This is a genomic window from Alicyclobacillus contaminans DSM 17975, from assembly GCF_000429525.1.
GTDB classification, from domain to species: Bacteria; Bacillota; Bacilli; order Alicyclobacillales; family Alicyclobacillaceae; genus Alicyclobacillus_A; species Alicyclobacillus_A contaminans.
The window spans coordinates 1-17,195 of sequence record NZ_AUCA01000036.1 but is presented as its reverse complement, the minus strand read 5'-3'; the positions used below and the strand labels follow the sequence as shown (position 1 = coordinate 17,195).

22 protein-coding genes are annotated in these 17,195 nt (G+C 59.1%); 19 read left to right on the top strand and 3 right to left on the bottom strand.

Translation table 11 applies throughout. The features are described from left to right. Nucleotides 1–49: 49 nt before the first annotated feature. The 3 genes from sufB (at nucleotide 50) to G463_RS0112960 (ending at nucleotide 2,346) form a co-directional block, all read left to right on the top strand. Entirely contained in the window at nucleotides 50–1,447 is a 1,398-nt protein-coding gene (gene sufB / locus G463_RS0112970) for a Fe-S cluster assembly protein SufB (RefSeq protein ID WP_026975516.1), read from the top strand. Between the two features lie 86 nt (nucleotides 1,448–1,533). Continuing rightward, nucleotides 1,534–1,839: a non-heme iron oxygenase ferredoxin subunit gene (locus G463_RS0112965; protein WP_026975515.1), complete on the top strand. Its 306-nt coding sequence runs from the start codon at nucleotides 1,534–1,536 to the stop codon at nucleotides 1,837–1,839. Nucleotides 1,840–1,890: 51 nt separating this feature from the next. Continuing rightward, the gene (locus tag G463_RS0112960; protein ID WP_026975514.1) at nucleotides 1,891–2,346 is read left to right on the top strand and encodes an RrF2 family transcriptional regulator; all 456 of its coding nucleotides are present in this window, start codon (nucleotides 1,891–1,893) and stop codon (nucleotides 2,344–2,346) included. A 45-nt stretch (nucleotides 2,347–2,391) separates the two neighbouring features. On the opposite strand, the gene G463_RS0112955 is transcribed toward G463_RS0112960, so the two are convergent. After that, complete coding sequence (locus G463_RS0112955; protein WP_026975513.1) at nucleotides 2,392–2,679, bottom strand: hypothetical protein; 288 nt, start codon at nucleotides 2,677–2,679, stop codon at nucleotides 2,392–2,394. A gap of 186 nt (nucleotides 2,680–2,865) precedes the next feature. On the opposite strand from G463_RS0112955, the gene G463_RS0112950 reads away from it, so the two are divergent. From G463_RS0112950 to G463_RS0112935, 4 genes are all read left to right on the top strand, one after another. Continuing rightward, complete coding sequence (locus G463_RS0112950) at nucleotides 2,866–3,321, top strand: TlpA disulfide reductase family protein (protein WP_051322284.1); 456 nt, start codon at nucleotides 2,866–2,868, stop codon at nucleotides 3,319–3,321. 127 nt (nucleotides 3,322–3,448) lie between these two features. Beyond that, nucleotides 3,449–4,075 (top strand): fatty acid metabolism transcriptional regulator FadR, encoded by a 627-nt coding sequence (locus G463_RS0112945; protein ID WP_281171083.1) that lies wholly within the window; start codon nucleotides 3,449–3,451, stop codon nucleotides 4,073–4,075. Nucleotides 4,076–4,090: 15 nt separating this feature from the next. Then, entirely contained in the window at nucleotides 4,091–4,861 is a 771-nt protein-coding gene (locus G463_RS0112940) for an electron transfer flavoprotein subunit beta/FixA family protein (protein WP_026975510.1), read from the top strand. A 105-nt stretch (nucleotides 4,862–4,966) separates the two neighbouring features. Then, on the top strand, nucleotides 4,967–5,944 hold the full coding sequence (locus G463_RS0112935; RefSeq protein ID WP_026975509.1) for an electron transfer flavoprotein subunit alpha/FixB family protein: 978 nt from the start codon (nucleotides 4,967–4,969) through the stop codon (nucleotides 5,942–5,944). Nucleotides 5,945–6,085: 141 nt separating this feature from the next. On the opposite strand, the gene G463_RS22900 is transcribed toward G463_RS0112935, so the two are convergent. Next, nucleotides 6,086–6,226 carry a hypothetical protein gene (locus tag G463_RS22900; RefSeq protein ID WP_156900208.1) on the bottom strand — a complete coding sequence of 47 codons (141 nt, stop codon included), beginning with the start codon at nucleotides 6,224–6,226 and terminating at the stop codon, nucleotides 6,086–6,088. A 234-nt stretch (nucleotides 6,227–6,460) separates the two neighbouring features. Here G463_RS22900 and G463_RS0112925 point away from each other — a divergent pair, with 234 nt between their 5' ends. The 11 genes from G463_RS0112925 (at nucleotide 6,461) to G463_RS0112875 (ending at nucleotide 15,218) form a co-directional block, all read left to right on the top strand. Beyond that, nucleotides 6,461–6,775, top strand: a complete 315-nt coding sequence (locus tag G463_RS0112925) for a hypothetical protein (RefSeq protein WP_026975508.1) — start codon at nucleotides 6,461–6,463, stop codon at nucleotides 6,773–6,775. Nucleotides 6,776–6,790: 15 nt separating this feature from the next. Then, nucleotides 6,791–7,171 carry a hypothetical protein gene (locus tag G463_RS20345; RefSeq protein ID WP_051322283.1) on the top strand — a complete coding sequence of 127 codons (381 nt, stop codon included), beginning with the start codon at nucleotides 6,791–6,793 and terminating at the stop codon, nucleotides 7,169–7,171. Between the two features lie 118 nt (nucleotides 7,172–7,289). Continuing rightward, entirely contained in the window at nucleotides 7,290–7,421 is a 132-nt protein-coding gene (locus tag G463_RS23845; RefSeq protein ID WP_281171082.1) for a hypothetical protein, read from the top strand. A gap of 155 nt (nucleotides 7,422–7,576) precedes the next feature. Next, the gene (locus G463_RS20340; protein WP_211227420.1) at nucleotides 7,577–8,479 is read left to right on the top strand and encodes an ABC transporter ATP-binding protein; all 903 of its coding nucleotides are present in this window, start codon (nucleotides 7,577–7,579) and stop codon (nucleotides 8,477–8,479) included. Beyond that, entirely contained in the window at nucleotides 8,463–9,287 is an 825-nt protein-coding gene (locus G463_RS0112905) for an ABC transporter permease (RefSeq protein WP_035487235.1), read from the top strand. The genes G463_RS20340 and G463_RS0112905 overlap by 17 nt, the downstream gene beginning before the upstream one ends. Before the next feature lie 119 nt (nucleotides 9,288–9,406). Continuing rightward, nucleotides 9,407–10,468: a CaiB/BaiF CoA transferase family protein gene (locus G463_RS20335; protein WP_084171663.1), complete on the top strand. Its 1,062-nt coding sequence runs from the start codon at nucleotides 9,407–9,409 to the stop codon at nucleotides 10,466–10,468. Nucleotides 10,469–10,545: 77 nt separating this feature from the next. Further along, nucleotides 10,546–11,733, top strand: coding sequence for a thiolase family protein (locus G463_RS0112895; RefSeq protein WP_026975506.1), 1,188 nt, complete (start codon nucleotides 10,546–10,548; stop codon nucleotides 11,731–11,733). Between the two features lie 33 nt (nucleotides 11,734–11,766). Then, nucleotides 11,767–12,528, top strand: a complete 762-nt coding sequence (locus tag G463_RS0112890) for a 3-hydroxyacyl-CoA dehydrogenase (RefSeq protein WP_026975505.1) — start codon at nucleotides 11,767–11,769, stop codon at nucleotides 12,526–12,528. A gap of 14 nt (nucleotides 12,529–12,542) precedes the next feature. Then, on the top strand, nucleotides 12,543–13,688 hold the full coding sequence (locus G463_RS0112885; protein WP_026975504.1) for an acyl-CoA dehydrogenase family protein: 1,146 nt from the start codon (nucleotides 12,543–12,545) through the stop codon (nucleotides 13,686–13,688). 228 nt (nucleotides 13,689–13,916) lie between these two features. Next, a complete protein-coding gene (locus tag G463_RS22895) occupies nucleotides 13,917–14,090 on the top strand; it encodes a hypothetical protein (RefSeq protein WP_156900207.1) in 174 nt (57 codons plus the stop codon). Nucleotides 14,091–14,126: 36 nt separating this feature from the next. After that, a complete protein-coding gene (locus tag G463_RS0112875; protein ID WP_084171661.1) occupies nucleotides 14,127–15,218 on the top strand; it encodes an FUSC family protein in 1,092 nt (363 codons plus the stop codon). Nucleotides 15,219–15,229: 11 nt separating this feature from the next. Here the strand turns inward: G463_RS0112875 and G463_RS20330 are convergent, their stop codons facing one another. Next, nucleotides 15,230–16,660: a class II fumarate hydratase gene (locus tag G463_RS20330; RefSeq protein WP_035487233.1), complete on the bottom strand. Its 1,431-nt coding sequence runs from the start codon at nucleotides 16,658–16,660 to the stop codon at nucleotides 15,230–15,232. A 354-nt stretch (nucleotides 16,661–17,014) separates the two neighbouring features. Here G463_RS20330 and G463_RS20325 point away from each other — a divergent pair. Continuing rightward, nucleotides 17,015–17,195: UPF0236 family transposase-like protein (locus tag G463_RS20325; RefSeq protein WP_026975974.1), on the top strand; the 181-nt coding region annotated here is incomplete at its 3' end.

Sequence of the window (17,195 nt, the reverse complement as noted above, 5' to 3'; positions counted from 1 at the left end):
GTACCGCAGCAGAACGTTAAGGATATCCAGGTGAAGGAGGTTGTGCATGATGGCCAAACCGTTGCCCGAAATGGAAGAGTATCAGTACGGTTTTCGCGATAAGGACGTGTCCGTCGTCAAGTTCGAGAAGGGCCTGTCGCGCAAGATTGTCGAGGAAATCTCGATGATGAAAAACGAACCGGGGTGGATGACGGATTTCCGTCTGCGTTCGCTCGACATCTTCTATGAAAAAGGGATGCCGAAGTGGGGCGGTGATCTGTCCGATCTGAACTTCGACGATATCACGTACTACGTGAAGCCCACGGAAAAGAAGGGGAAGACGTGGGAAGAGGTCCCCGAGGAGATTAAGAACACGTTTGACAGGCTCGGGATTCCCGAAGCGGAACAGAAGTTTCTCGCAGGGGTATCTGCACAGTATGAGTCGGAAGTGGTCTACCACTCCATGCGGGAAGACCTGGAAAAGCTCGGGATTCTGTTCACCGACACGGATACGGCACTCCGCGAGTATCCGGAAATCTTCAAGGAGTTCTTTGGTACGGTGGTACCACCTGAGGATAACAAGTTTGCGGCGCTCAACAGTGCGGTCTGGAGCGGTGGCAGCTTCATTTACGTGCCCAAGGGAGTTCAGTGCGACATTCCGCTGCAGGCGTACTTCCGCATCAACTCCGAGAACATGGGGCAATTTGAACGGACGCTCATCATTTGCGATGAAGGCAGCAAGGTGCACTACGTGGAAGGCTGTACGGCACCGGTGTACAGCACGAACTCGCTGCACAGCGCGGTCGTCGAGATCATTGTGAAAGACGGGGCGACGTGCCGCTACACCACCATCCAGAACTGGGCTCCGAACATCTACAACCTGGTGACGAAGCGCGCGGTGGCGTACAAGGATGCGACGATGGAATGGGTCGATGGCAACATCGGATCGAAATTGACCATGAAGTATCCATCCGTGTACATGCAGGGCGAGGGCGCCAAGGCGATGGTGCTCTCCATCGCGGTGGCGGGCCGCGGTCAACACCAGGATGCGGGGGCCAAGGTGGTGCACAACGCGCCGAACACGTCATCGACGATTGTGTCCAAGTCCATCAGCAAGCACGGTGGAAAGACGACGTATCGCGGATTGGCGAGCTTTGGTCCGAATGCGAAGAACGCCAAGGCGAATATCAAGTGCGACACGCTGATTCTGGACGACGATTCGACGTCCGATACGATTCCGTACAACGAAATCATGAACGACGAAGTGACGTTGGAACACGAGGCGAGCGTGTCCAAGGTCAGCGAAGAACAGCTGTTCTATCTCATGAGCCGCGGCATCTCCGAGGAAGACGCAACTCGCATGATTGTGATGGGCTTCATTGAACCGTTCACACGCGAGCTGCCGATGGAATATGCGGTGGAGATGAACCGCTTGATCAAGTTCGAGATGGAGGGCTCCATCGGCTGATTGGCGCGTTGGCCGTGGAACGAACTGAATTCCGTGCGGGCTGTCGCACACAACCTGCGCGGCCCGCGACTGAAAAGGTGTTGCAGATGACCTGGATGAAAGTTGCCAAAGCAACGGACATTGCCGTGGGCAGCATGGTTCGGGTGGATATCGAAGACAATCCGGTGGCGGTCTATCACGCGGAGGACGGTTTTTACGCGACATCCGACACGTGTACACACGCGGCACAGTCGCTGTCCGAAGGCCGGTTGGACGGGTGCATTATATCCTGTCCTAAACACGGGGGCAAATTCGACATCCGCACAGGAGCGGCGGTAGCTTTTCCATGCGTTTACCCGGTCGAAACCTACGATGTGGAAGTTCGCGACGGCGAGGTGTGGGTGGACGTGTAAGCCGCAGTTGGATGGGGCTGCTGCGAGCAGGTAGTCAGGAGGGGTCTATCCGTGAAAGTCTCGAAGAAAACGGAGTACGGGTTGCGCGCGATGGTCGCCATTGCCCTGATGGCTGGAGAAGATCAGCCGGTCCCTCTGCCGACCATTGCCGAGCAGGAGCAAATTCCGGAACAGTTTTTGGATCAAATTGTGGCGAAGCTGCGCAAAGCCGGGTTTGTGAAGAGCACCCGCGGCGTCAACGGCGGTTACACGTTGAGTCGACCGGCCGACGAAATCAGCATCGGCGCATTGGTCCGACTGCTGGAAGGGTCGCTTGCGCCGATAGGCTGTGTCAGTGAGGAACTGGCTGAACCAAGTTCCTTTTGCGGTCGTGTTTCGATGTGCCACACGCGCAGTGTCTGGTTGCGGGTGATGGACGCCGTGACCAAGGCGCTGGATTCCATCACGCTCGCGGATGTGATGCACGATGACGTGTGGCTGAAAACCGCGACGGAAGGCCGACTTTAAAAATCCAGAAAAAGAACCGGGGCGGACGTCCGCTCCGGTTCTTTTTTATTCCTGCGCAAATCCGAGGTCAATCTTCGGCAACGACTGGATGTTTCTTACGGCTTCGTCACGGCGTGCGCAGGCAGAGAGGTATTTATTGAAGATGTCTTGCAAGGACGGATACTTGTCCAGCAAATCCTGGTCAATCAGCAGGTGGTGTTCCATGTTGTCATAGGACACGTGGTGGCTGGGATTGTAACCGAGATTTCGAATTTCGTTGAGCAGTTGCGAGAGCAGCTCGTTCACCTGAAAATGAGACTTCGTCCACTCTTCAGACGTCTGCCTGAGATCCATAAAGGCCATCCTTTCTGAACTTGTCATACTCTCCGAGGATAAGGGCTGAACACAGTCACCATCGCTGGAGAGATTTGAAAGTCCCCATGGTCAATAGTATAATCCAACCTGAATGAACTGCCAAGAATGGGTGCCGCCGTCCCGTTGCAAGCGCGCCCGTCTGGCATTCCCGGGAGGTGTTCAGTGATGCCCATGCGACTGGGGACACCGATGCCATCGCTCGAGGGGGCGACCGCATGGTGGAACTCGGATGGCATACCGGCTCTGGAGCCGGGGAAAGTCACACTGGTCCACTTCTGGGCCGTGTCATGCCACATTTGTCACGAAACCATGAACGACGTCATTGCCATCAAGGACAAATACGCAAAGGACGGCCTGCAGGTGGTGGCATTGCACATGCCCCGGATGGAAGAGGACACGAATGAAGAACGGATTCGGCAGGACGTGGAGACGTACCACATCACGCAGCCACTGGGTTTGGATCACCAACACGCCGTGGCGAATCGCTTTGAAAATGAATATGTCCCGGCGTTTTTTGTGTTTGGCAAAGATGGGACGCTGAAGTTTCGCGCCGCGGGTGATAAGGGATTTCTGAAAGTGGAACCGAAGATTCGCGAAGCGCTGGGTTTGCCGGAGCAATGAACGACTGTGGGCAATGCGGAGGCCGCGTAAAAACATGCGGCCTCTCTTAGTGTTTCCAAAGAAAGCGTTGACACATCCGGCTGTCTTCGATACAATGAACACGAATAATGAATGACAATTCATTCAATTGAGGGAGGGAAGGGGCATTCCAAACCGGCGCGACGAGAGCAAGTATGAGGCGATTCTTGACGCCGCTGTCAAAGTGATGGCTGAATCCGGCTACCACAATTCACAGATTTCCAGAATTGCAAAGGCAGCCGGAGTGGCGGACGGAACCGTCTATCTATACTTCAAAAACAAGGAGGACGTGTTGATCTCCCTGCTGCGGAGAGCCATCGGACAGATTGTGGAACGAAGTCGTTCCGCGCTGGCGGATGCGAAGCGCGCCCCTGACAAGTTGCGCGCGTTGGTTTCGCTCTACTTCCGGGAACTCGGAGATCACCGCGACCTCGCGATGGTCACCCAGGTGCACCTGCGCCAGGTGGACGCCAACATCAGGCGGCAGATTGGAGACATCATGAAACCGTTTTACAACATGTTGGACGAGATTGTGGAGCAGGGCATCGAAGAAGGGATTTTTCGCCGTCAGATCAATCGTCGGCTGGCCCGTCGCATGATCTTTGGCACGATGGATGAAACGGTCACCGCGTGGGTGCTGCCGGGCGGCAAGTATCATCTGCATTCGCTTGCGGACGACGTCGTGGACCTGCTGCTGCACGGCTTGGCGGGCTCCGCGTCGACGACAGAGGACTGAGAGAGGAGTGCGTATATGAACATCCTGGTCTGTCTGAAGCAGACGTTTGACACCGAGGAACGGATTGTCATTGAGAACGGAAAAATCAAGGAAGACGGCGTCAAGTTCGTGATCAACCCTTACGACGAGTACGCGGTCGAGGAGGCGATTCGCCTCCGCGATGACCTGGGTGGCCAGGTGACGGTCATCACCGTGGGACCAGAGCGGGCGGAGGAGGCGCTTCGGACCGCGCTCGCGATGGGGGCAGACGAGGCGATTCTGGCGGACGATCCGGCCCTGTTCGGCGACGAGTACACCGCCGCCAAGGTGCTGGCGGCCATTGTGAAGCAACGCGAATTCGACCTGATTATCGCTGGCAACCAGGCGGTCGATGACGGCTCCGGTCAGGTTGCTGTGCGGTTGGCGGAAGAACTTGGAATTCCGCATGTGTCGACGCTCACCAAGCTCGAAGTGAACGGGAACCAGGTGGTGGCGCACCGGGACGCGGAAGGCGATGAGGAGATTGTCGAAGCGAGCTTGCCGTTGCTCGTCACGGCACAGCAGGGGTTGAACGAGCCGCGGTATCCATCGTTGATTGGCATTCGCAAGGCCAACAAAAAGCCGTTGACCAAAGTGACCCTTGCGGATCTGGGTTTGTCTCTCGAAGACATTGAAGCCAGGACCGAGATCACCGAAACTTTCCTGCCGGCGCCGAAGACCGCGGGTCAAATCTTGAGCGGCGACCTCGCGGACCAGGTGAAGGAATTGGTGTCCGCGCTGAAAACCAAAGACAAAGTGGTCGGTTGATGGGCGTTCGGGGGAGCGCGACAGTCTGCGGCCGCCCGGCGGCACAGGGAATCAAGCATAAAAGAGCGCGTATGCAGCGCTTTTCTGGGATACGGAGGGAGATTTATGGCCAAAAACGTACTGGTATTGGCGGATGTACGGCGTCAGAAGCTGCGGAACGTCACGTTGGAGATGCTGGCGGCGGCCAATCAGGTGGCCGCGGGGGGCAGCGTGTCCGTGGCGTTGCTCGGCAGCGGTGTGGAGGCATTGGCAAGCGGTCTGGGTCAAGCCGGAGCCGACACCGTGTATGTGGTGGATGCACCGGAATTGGAGAACTACACGCCGGATGCGTACAAAAAGGCGTTCATGGAAGCCGTGCGTGCGACCAATCCGGACGTGATCCTGATGGCCCATTCCGCCATCGGCAAAGATTTGGCTCCGGTGATTGCGACGCGGCTCGGCGCCGGTCAGGTGTCGGACATCGTCGGACTTGAGGTCAGCGGGGACGCCATCACCTTTACCCGCCCCATTTACGCCGGTAAAGCGTTCACGAAAGTGCGGGTCAAGAAGGGCACCATCGTTGTCACAGTGCGGCCAAACAACCTGCCTCCGGCAGAAGGGGATATAGCAAAGGCAGGCACGGTGAACAAATTGGACGTTTCGTTCGCGCCGCAGGACCTGGCGACCACCGTTCGCGAAATCGTCCAGAAAGCGAGCACAGGCGTGGATCTCTCGGAAGCGAAGATCATCGTTTCCGGTGGCCGTGGCGTGAAGAGCGCGGATGGTTTCAAGCCGCTGCAGGAACTGGCGGATGTGCTCGGCGCTGCCGTCGGCGCGTCGCGCGGCGCCTGTGACGCGGGTTACTGCGACTACGCCTTGCAGATTGGCCAGACGGGGAAAGTGGTCACTCCGGATCTGTACATCGCGTGCGGTATCTCGGGAGCCATCCAGCACTTGGCGGGCATGTCCAATTCCAAAGTGATTGTCGCCATCAACAAAGACCCCGAAGCCCCGATTTTCCAGGTGGCCGATTACGGCATTGTCGGAGACCTGTTCGAGGTCGTGCCGATGTTGACGGAGGAGTTCAAGAAGGCGCTGGCGTAACAGCGCGTCCGATGGGTGAAGGCAGGGGCGGGAAGACGGCGCACACGCGTCGTCTTCCCGCCCCTGTTCACTTGTTGATGCAGGGCTGTCAAGATAGTCGTCTGATGGTCGAAGGGAGCCTCTTGGCCCCCTTCTTTGGCGTCACCGCACTTCGGTGAGTGCAGCGGCGGACGCTGCTTGCGAAGCCAGCGCCGTTGGGCGTTGGTCCTTCGGGTGAATCGCGAAGGTGAGGATGGCGACAATGATGGCAATGATGACGAATACGTACATGGTTGCTTTCATCCGACGGACTCCTTTCTACAGGTCGCATTGCGTCCCGTTGCGCGGGCGCTTTGCAGCGCTTCCACGCCAATCAACGCGGTGTTGTCGCGCATCGTCCAATGGCGCGCTGCAAAGCGCTGACGTCACTCATTGTAACAAAAAGGGTTCCCCGCTGCACAAACGTCCATGACTTGAAGTGTCGTCCGCGGAACCAGTACACTGAAAGCAGTTGACGCTTGCAAATGAGGGATGCGCATGCAAAAGTACGATCCGCTCGATTGGATACACCAATGGGACAACTACGAAATGATGATGTACGCACGCACCGAACAGGAAGGCGATCCGGGGATTTTTATGCAGGTCTCGCGGAAAGTGATGGTGGACGGTGCGGAGCAGTGGGAAATCGTATACGACCGGAGGCTTGACGACCTGTTGGAGGTGGCGGGGGAGCCGGGATCGGACGAGTGGCAGGAACGGCTGCTGCGCACATATTTGAACGAGCATCCGAGTTTGGTGGCGGATGAAAAGCGCTACCTGCAGCAGTACGAAGCCGGCGAGATCAAGGATTGACGGAGGTGACCGCGTGTGGGAAAACGGAGAAAGCCGTCGATGGTGGCGCACGAACCCGAGGATAAACCGGATTATGCCGCTGATTGGTTTCGCCCGGCGCCAAAGCCCGTGAAACCCAAGGCGGATGCGGATGCCCAGCTGCACGTGGCGGACTTTTTGGACAGCGACGCAGCGGCGAAACTCGCAAAGCTGAAGGCGGAGATGGAGAGCGCTGAGAAACCTTCCCCGGCGAAGAAGGGGACTTCGGCCAAGCGCGTAGCACCATTGCGGAGAGCCGATGGGGACGACGCGGAGTTATCGTTTGCCGAACTGCTGAATCCGAGCGACGAGGATGAAGAGGATTTCTCGAAACTGCTGGAGGAATCCCGGTTGGATTGGCGGGCGTTCAAAAAATGAGCGCTTGACAAAATTCAGTGAAAATTGATAGGATACGGTCGATGGCGCTTCCAACCAGATGAGGGAAACCTGTCCGAGTCTGGCAGTGTCAAATACGAGGCGGGAAGGAGAATGTGTCATGCGGAATCTGCAATGGGTCGGCGATGATGCCCGGATGGCAGGACTGTGCCGCACGGGCACGGGCATCCGCATCACCGGCATTTCTGCATGCAACATCCCGCAGCGTATGGGCAAAACATCGGCTCCGTAGAAGGAACGGTGTGTCGCTGCGGGCGATGGGCCCGTGGCGAGGAATTGCAGTACATCCAGCCATGGCAGGCCCATGGCTTTTTTGTTTGCCCAAAGTTTCACGGATACTGGGACCTCCTGCAGATTGCAGCGTGGGGGCAAGGAGGAATCATCACGTTGAACTTGGAGTTGAAATCGACGCAATCGTTGGAATCGTCGAATCCATCGGGGTTTGTGCCGGACGGCCCGCCGGTGATTCATTGCGAACACGTGTGCAAACGGTTCTACGAACCTGTGGAACCGGGAGACGGTGACGTGGTGCGCCGCGGCTGGCTCGGCCGTCGCAAACGTGAAGTGATGGCGGTGGACGACGTCACGTTCGACGCGCACCGAGGCGAGGTGCTTGGCATCCTCGGCGCGAATGGCAGCGGCAAGTCCACACTCATTCGACTCATTTCCACGTTACTTTTCCCCGACAGCGGTGTGGTGGAGGTGTTTGGGATGGATGCGGTGAAACAGCCGCAGGCCATCCGTCGCCGCATCAACCGCGTGTCGGTGGAAGCATCCTTTTTCAAGAAATTGTCGGCCATGGAGAACCTCATGTTCGCCGGTCGCCTGTACGGTCTGCCGCCGGCCGAGACCCGGCAGCGAGCCGGTGCGATTCTGGAACGTCTCGGATTCAGCCGCGGCAAAATGCACGCGTCGCTCGAGAACATGTCCCGCGGACAGCAGCAAAAGGTGTCGATTGCGCGCGCGTTCATGACCCGTCCGGAACTCCTGTTGCTGGATGAACCAACCACCGGGTTGGATCCGAAGTCCCGCCGAGATGTCCAGGATTTTGTGGAGGACATCATCGCCGAACGGAAGACCACCATGATTCTCACGACGCACGACATGGCGGAAGCGGAGCGACTGTGCGACCGGGTGGCGATTTTGGACCGCGGTCGGCTGGTGGTCCTGGACACGCCGCGCGCGCTCAAGCAAATGGCCGGGCCGAACGTGCAATCGTTCGAGGATGTGTTCTTCGCGTTTGTCGGGAAGGATTGGAAGGAGGTTGTGGAGGATGAGGACTTCGCTTAACGTTCGGCCCATCGCCGAAGTGCGTACGATGTACGCGTTCGTGGAGCGCAACTTTCGTTTGGCCAAACGATACTTGTCATGGGAAGTCGTCCATATTTTTTACAGTCTGATCAACGCCATGACCATTGGGCTCATCGGCTATGCCACGCCCTCCAGTCAACGGGCGGAGACCACGCTCTACCTGGTGATTGGCGCACTGCTCTGGGGATATCTTTCGATTCTGTTTGACGAAGTGGCCAATTCCATCAGCTACGAGCGCTGGGAAGGAACGATTGAGTACACGTTCATGGCCCCCATTCGCCGGTTGACGCACCTGCTCGGGACCTGTCTGTACGGGGCAACGTACGGCATGATCCGCACGTTGATTGTGCTCGTCGCCATCGCCTGGTTTTTCCGGCTTCCGCTTTCGCACGCGAACCTGTGGAGCGCGATTCTGGTGCTGATTGTGTCCAGCCTCAGCTTCATGGGTCTGGGATTGATTGCGGCCGTGCTGCCTCTGCTGTCCACAGAGCGCGGAGCTCAGGCGACGCACATCATTCAGGGCGTGATCTTGCTGATTTCCGGCATTTATTATCCGGTGACCATCCTCCCCCATTGGGTGCAGTGGATGTCCTGGCTATCGCCGGCGACGTATGCGCTCAACATGTCTCGCGAGGCGTTGTTGCACGGCGCCGGACTGGACCAGTTGTGGCTGCCGCTGGTGGAGCTGGCGTTGATTGGGGTGATCTTGGTGCCGATTGGGCTCGCCATCTTCGTGGCCGCCGAGCGGTACGCGATGCGGACGGGGCGTCTGAAGCGAAACGGTTGAGTCCTCCGAAGAAGAGGGTTGGACGGATGCGTGAGAGTCATACCATATTTCTGAACGATTGAACTATACTGAGTGGAGAGCGGGCATACGGCCTAGCATCACCTGCGGAGGGAGGCAGGATGTCCATGTTGTCCGGTATCCGCGTTCTCGATTTCACAACGTTGCTTCCAGGTCCCTACGCGAGCCTGCGGTTGTCTGAACTCGGGGCCACCGTCATTCAGGTGGAGCCACCGGCGGGGGATCCCGCGCGACACATCGGGCCGAAACGCGCTGGAGAAGGTGTGGTCTTCGCGGCGAATCACCGTGGGAAACAAAGTGTTCGCCTGAATCTCAAGTCCTCGGAAGACTGCGCGAGAGCGCTTGTGCTGGCCGCCGAAGCAGACGTGGTGCTTGAGGGATTTCGTCCCGGTGTGGCGGAAGCGCTCGGCATTGGATACGACGCGGTGCGGTCACGCAATCCAGGGGTGATTTACTGTTCTTTGACCGGATACGGCCAATACGGGCCATGGAGCGCTCGCGCCGGCCACGACATCAATTTTCTGGCCGCCAGCGGCGTTCAGTCCCTGTTGGTGGATGAAGCCGGGCGGCCCGTGATGCCGCGTCTTCAATTGGCAGATCTGCTCGGGGGAATTGCGGCGGCCGAGGCCATCTTGGCCGCGCTGGTCCAACGCGCGCGAACGGGCCGCGGCGGCCGGATTGACCTCTCGATGACCGACGTTCTCATGGGCCTGCTGCCAACGCACGCCGCATTGCCGGACGATCCGGAAGGAACCCTTGGCATTCCGGAACTGTCCGGGCGGTACGTGTGTTATCACATCTACCGCACGGCTGATGACAGATTCGTGAGCCTCGGCGCACTCGAGACGAAGTTCTGGGCGCGCTTCTGCCGCGCGCTGGGGCGCGAGGCATGGGTGGACGCCCAGTTCTCCCACGCCGTCGATGAAAATCCCGTGTACAAGGAGCTTTGTCGCTTGTTCGAGGGACGATTGCTGGCTGAATGGAAAGCGTTTTCTTTGGAGGTGGATTGCTGTTTGCAGCCCGTGCTGTCCCCGCGAGAAGCGTTTTGCAGCGCACATGCAAAGGCTCGCCGTTTGGTGGCCGAGGAGTCCGGGAGTGCCGGCGCCGGCTTGCGGGTATTCACCAGCGCCGGGGGCCATGGAGCGTATGCCTGTCACCGCTGAGCGGCGGCGGGCGAGGAACTTGAGGTGGATGACGATGGGGCGGATTGACCGACCAGTCGATAGGAGGGCTGCACCATATGCCTGAAGCTGTCATTGTGGATGTGATTCGAACGCCCATCGGGCGCCGTCGGGGCGCGTTGTCGGACGTGCATCCGGTGGATCTGTTGGCGGGCGTATTCGAGCAGCTGTTCGCACGAAATGACATCGATCCGGCGGTGGTGGACGATGTCTTGGTGGGGTGTGTGGATCAAATCGGGGATCAGGCGGCGAACATCGCGCGCAACGCGTGGCTGTCCGCGGGGTTGCCGGAGTCGGTCCCGGCGGTGACGCTGGACAGGCAGTGCGGCTCCAGTTTGCAAGCGCTTCACTTTGCCGCTCAGGGCATCATGTCCGGCGCGTACGACGTCGCCATCGCGGCGGGCGTTGAGTCGATGACGCGTGTGCCGATGCTCTCCACCGTCACGGTGCACGGGTTTCCCATGACTCGGCGGATGCAGGAACGATACAGAATGGATCGGTGGAACCGTTCATTTTTTGATCAAGCGCTGGGCGCCGAACTGATTGCCAAGGAGTGGGGACTTTCCCGGGAGGCGTTGGATGCCTTCAGCTTTGAAAGCCATCGCCGTGCGGCGGCGGCCAGAGCCAAAGGCGCGTTTCAGAATGAGGTGGTCCCGGTGCCTGTGAAACCAGCGATGGACGGGCACGGACCGGTGTGGTTCCGTGAGGACGAAGGCATTCGAACAGACACCAGCTTAGAGAAATTGGCCGAACTGCCAGCTGCGTTTCCCGACCTGTCGCTCATCACCGCAGGGAATGCCAGTCAGATTTCGGACGGAGCCAGCGCGGCGCTGGTGATGAGCCAGGAGACGGCCAGGCGGTACGGATTGCCGGCGCGGGCGCGGTTCGTATCGTTTGCGGTGGTTGGCGTGAGTCCGGTGACGATGTTGACCGGGCCCATACCGGCGACCCGGCGCGCACTGGAGCGGGCCGGCCTGCGCGCGGACGACATCGACCTGTTCGAAATCAACGAGGCGTTTGCGTCCGTGGTACTCGCGTGGCAAAAGGAGATGGGCGTCGCATTGGACCGGGTGAACGTGCATGGCGGAGCCATCGCCCTCGGCCACCCGTTGGGTGCGACGGGGACACGCCTGGCCGCAACGTTGGTGAATGCGCTTGAACAGCGCGGCGGGCGGTACGGGCTCATGGCCATTTGTGAGGGCGGTGGCATGGCCAATGCCACCGTGATTGAGCGGATTCCTCAGTGACGATGAACCTGTGAGCGAAGGGGGATGGCTGGGATGGAACTCTGCAATGCTGTGTTCGTCATTACGGGCGGGGGGTCCGAACTCGGTGCCGCGACCGCACGCGTATTCGCGGAGGCGGGCGCCCACGTGGCCATTTTCGACCTCCGTGAGGACAGCGGCCAGCGGGTGGCGACCGAGGTGGGCGGACAGTATCACCGAGTGGACGTGACGTCGGACGCCGAAGTTCGGGAGGCGGTGGCGGCTGTGGTGGAATCGTACGGGGCGATTCACGGTGCTGTGAACTGCGCCGGGATTGGCATGGCCGCGAAAGTATTGAGCCATCACGGTCCGCATCCGCTGGACGTGTTTGTTCATGTGATTCGGGTCAATCTGATTGGCACCTTCAACGTCATTCGGTGGGTGGCCAACGCGGCGCGCGAGAATCCTACGAACGCCGAGGGCGAGCGCGGGGTGATTATCAACACGGCGTCTGTGGCAGCGTTTGAGGGGCAGATTGGACAGGCGGCGTACGCGGCGTCGAAAGGCGGCGTCGCCAGCATGACGCTGCCGATTGCCCGTGAACTCGCGGCGTTTGGGATACGCGTATCAGCCATCGCGCCAGGACTGTTTGACACGCCGATACTCGGTCAGCTGCCGGAGTCGGCCAGGGCGTCGTTGGGCGCGCAGGTGCCGTTTCCGCCGCGGCTGGGAAAGCCGGAGGAGTATGGACAGTTGGCGCGTCACATCGTGGAAAATCCGATGATCAACGGCGAAGTGATTCGTTTGGATGGCGCTTTGCGGATGACTCCGCGCTGATGGGAGGGAGAGATGTGTCGGACGGATATCTGACGGCGGAACACGAGCAATTTCGGTGGGCGTTACGGAGGTTTCTGGACCGTGAGGCGCGGCCCCACTTTGCGGCGTGGGAGCGTCAGCGCATGATTCCACGAGCATTTTGGAGAAAGTTAGGAGATCATGGATACCTGTGTCCGATGGTGCCTGAATCCTATGGTGGCGTTGGCGCCGATTTTGGCTACAGCGTGGTTCTCTGCGAGGAGCTGGAACGCATTGGGTCAGGCATGGTGGGGGTGAGCCTGCACAGCGACATCGTGGTTCCGTATCTCGTGAGTTATGGCACAGAGGAGCAGAAGCGCCGCTGGCTGCCGAGATGCGTGAGCGGAGAACTCATTACGGCCATCGCCATGACGGAACCGGGCGCAGGTTCCGATTTGGCGGCGATTCGAACCACCGCGATTCGGGATGGAGACACGTATGTCCTGAACGGCCAAAAGACGTTTATCACAAACGGCATCCAATCGGACCTGGTGGTGGTGGTGTGCAAAACCCAGCCCGAGGCCATACCGCCGCATCGCGGCATCAGTTTGCTGGTGGTGGAGGAGGGGACGTCCGGGTTCAGCCGTGGACGTCAATTGGAGAAAATCGGCCAGCACAGTCAGGATACCGCGGAACTGTTCTTTTCGGACTGCCGCGTGCCGGCGGAGAATCTGCTCGGCCAAGAAGGGGAAGGGTTCACCTATTTGACGGAAAAGCTGCAGCAGGAGCGGTTGTTGGTGGCCATCGGCGCACAGGTCGCAATGGAGGAATCGCTTCGCGTCACCACGGAATATGTGAAGCATCGCAAGGCCTTCGGGCAAACCCTCAGCAAGTTCCAAAACACTCGCTTCAAATTGGCGGAAATGTCCACTCTCTGTGAGGTCAGCCGCGTGTTCTTGGACCACTTGATTGCGCTGCACATGGCTGGCGAGGACATTGTCCGTCAAGTTTCCATGGCGAAGTGGTGGACGACGGACACGGCGAAGCAGGTGATTGCGGAGTGTCTGCAGCTGCACGGTGGTTACGGATACATGGAAGAGTACGAAATCGCTCGCCGCTATCGCGACATTGCGGTGATGTCCATTTACGCCGGTACCAATGAAATTATGAAGACCATTATCGCCAAGCAGATGGGCCTGTGAAATCTGGAACGGACGAACGCGTGAAGTGTCACTTTTCTCGTTCGTGTTTAAAAACATTACACAATATCGTGGCATCCGCCGGTTGGTGTGCAAATAAGTAACGAACCGGCGTAATATTATATTCCGAAAACCTTGACGGTACAGAGATTGCCGCGTTACGTTATCGGTAAATTCATGACGTGTCGTTGGTGTCCATGGGAATTCACCGCGTGTCGGGGGGAGTGAAAAATGGAACTGACCGAGGAGTTTGAAGTCTACACGCTGCAGCGGGAAGATTTGCTGCGTTGGCCCGACGTGTTGCGCACCCTTCGCCAGCGTATGGAACAGTCGGAGATAAAGGTTGTGGACGTTCGCCGAGAACGGTCGGGGCTGACACTCGTATTTCGTCGGTTGCAATCCTGAGCGGTGCTGCACATAGGAGAGTGGGGGTCGAGAAAGATGCGCAGGACGTCAACAGGCCGCTCGTCCATCCGCCGCCCGAGGCGGCTGTGGATTGGCGGGCGGGCTCTTAAGACTTGCGTGGCCATCGCGATAGCCGTTTGGATTGCCGAATTCACGCATTTGGTCTCGCCTCAATTTGCGGGCATTGTCGCGGTGCTGGCGGTCCAGCCGTCCGCCTATCGTTCCGTTCGGCAGGGGATGCGTCAGATTGCGAGCGCAGCCATGGGAGCCGCACTTGGCATGCTGGCGCTTTGGGCAGTGGGGCATCCGCCTTGGGCGTTCGGCTTGGTCTCTCTTCTGCTCATGGGGGTGCATATTCAGATGCGCTGGACACCATCGCTGTTGGTGGCGGTGGTGGCGGCCATCAATACGATGGGTAGTGCGGGGCTATCCATTTGGCACAGCGGGCTGAACCAGCTGGCGCTCATCTGCACAGGGCTCGTCATTGGCACCATCATCAACCTGCTCGTGCGGCCGGCCCACCATCGGCGCGCGCTCGCATGTTTGGAGCAGGGGCAGCGAGAAGTTCGGCAGCTCTTGCACCTGGTGCACGAGGACATCCGCCATGGCCGAGTGACTCCGTACGAAGTGGTTCGCGACCGGATTCAGCAGGTGCACGTGACGTTGTCGCAGGGGCGGGCAATGGCCCATCTCGCTCAGGAGGATGCGCCTGCGCAGCGGGGGCAGGACCATACGCTGGAGTCCTTCGCCGCCTTGGAGTCGATGGTGGAACGCGTTCGCGACATGAGCAAAACGCTGCAGCGCGGCGGTCCGGCGACCCATCGTGCGAACTTCGAACGTCTTTTGACATTGGTGGAGCGCTGCCACACCCGAATGGAGGTGGGGAAGTCCTATCCGGTGCGCGCGCTGGATCAAGCGTTTGTTAAGGTCGAGCGGGATCTGTTGCACCTACAGGCGCAAGTAGGGTTTCGCCAGTCGGCGGAGGCGTACCACCTGTGGATGTTCCTGCAGGAGTACTGGCATCACGCGAAATGCCTCGGACGGTGCCTGAGGACGGAAGCGAACCGGGCATCCGGTGGGAATTGGTTTCAGAACGGCACACAGGATGCTGCGGCACGCGCCGGGTGACGCCCGCGGTCTCAATCCGCCCGTTCGTCCTGCGGAGCGGTGGGCAGCGTTCGCGGTGTGACGAGGGAGAGTGCCTCCACATCCAGGGCGCGTGCCAGCGCCGCTTCAGGCACGCCGCGCTGTAATGCTGCCTCACGAAGCGTGAGATTGTGCTGCATGGCGTGTTTCACAATGTCCGATGCCGCGTCGTAGCCGACCGCGGTATTGAGCGCGGTGGCGAGCGCCAGTGATCGTTCTGCGTGATGTCTGCACGTGTCCGGGTGAGCTGTGATGCCCCTCACACAGCGCTCCGTGAACGTGTTCACAGCGTTTGTGAGGATCTCGATTTCGAACAGAAAATTGGCCGCCATTACAGGCATCATCACGTTGAGTTCAAGCTGTCCCGCCCCCGCAGCCTGAGTGATCGCCATGTCGCATCCGAGCACTTGGTGAACCACCATGTTGAGCATCTCCGCCATGACGGGATTGATCTTTCCAGGCATGATGGACGATCCCGGCTGCACCGCGGGCAGCTGCAGTTCTCCCAACCCCGTGCGTGGACCGGAGGCCAACAGCCGCAGATCGTTGGCAATGCGCTGCAGCGCCAGAGCCAGGTTGCGAAGTGCTCCACTCACCCAGGCCACTTCGTCGGGATTCTGATGAAAGGTGAAGGGGTTGCTCGCCAGACGGAAAGCGAGCCCCGTGTACTGGCGGACGAAGCTCACCGCCAGTTCAGCGAAGCCGGGCGGTGTGTTGATCCCCGTCCCCACCGCGTTCCCGCCCATTCCGATGTCCAGCAGCGACGCGGCGGCAGTCTCCAACCAGAGGCGATGCCGCCGGATGTTTTCCGCATACGCCCCGAACTCATCCCCGAGCCGTAAAGGGACGGCATCCTGCAGATGCGTGCGTCCGGCTTTCACAATGGATTGAAACTCCGCCGCTTTGTTCTGCAGTGCCTGCTCCAGGATGAGCAGGGCGGGGTTCAGGCGCTGCGCGAGCAGGTCCAAGCCGGCGATGTTCATGGCGACATGGATGGTGTCGTTGGTCGACTGGGACTGGTTGACATCGTCATTGGGATGAACCAGTCGGGTGTCACCGCGCTGGCCTCCGAGCAGTTCCGCCGCTCGCGCGGCGATGACCTCGTTGGCATTCATGTTCTGGGAGGTGCCAGCTCCCGCTTGGTACACGTCCACGATGAACTGGGCATCCCACCGACCATCAATCACCTCTTGCGCGGCGGCGCAAATAGCATTCGCTTTGCGAGCCTCCATGACGCCAAGCGCTTTGTGAGCATTCGCGGCCGCCCACTTCACAATCCCCTGCGCGCGAATGAAGGCGCGTGGCAGGCGCAGGCCGCTGATTGGAAAATTTGCGGCTGCCCGTGCGGTCTGGGCGCCATAGTAAGCTTCCGCTGGAATCTGCAGTTCACCCAGTGCATCGCGAACGGTGCGCGTGTTCTCCACTGACCTTTTCCCTCGTTTCCTTTCAAATTCATCCTTGGGGTGCTGTCGTGATGCCGAATCATATGTTCCCGATCCGGACCAGTTAGCAACCATTTCCTGTCGTGTTCAGTATGGCGCTGATTCCATACAGTATGCGCATCGAGCGTGTAAAGTTTCAGTAGGGGCTTTTCCCCGAGAGGAAAGAGGAAGGCAAAAATAGAAGAGACCTCACTACAACAACCCAAAACACCCGCGTTGCAGCGCGGTAAAAGGAGTGAGGTCTCTGTGTTCCCAATTCGACACGCCTTGAATGTTTTCCTGCAGCTGATGGCTGACCTTCAATCGGCAATATCTAACTCCAGGAGCTTTGCAGAGTTGGAGGAGGGCGTGGAAAAGGCCGTCAAAGTGAGCGCGCGCAGTCTGCTGTCACAGGCCTTGGAGGCCGTGGATGAACAGCTCATGCACTCTCGGGACAAAAAACGCCTGGAGTTGGTCCACCGGAAACAGCGTACGATTGTGACCACTGTGGGAGAAGTGACGTTTTGGAGGCGGTACT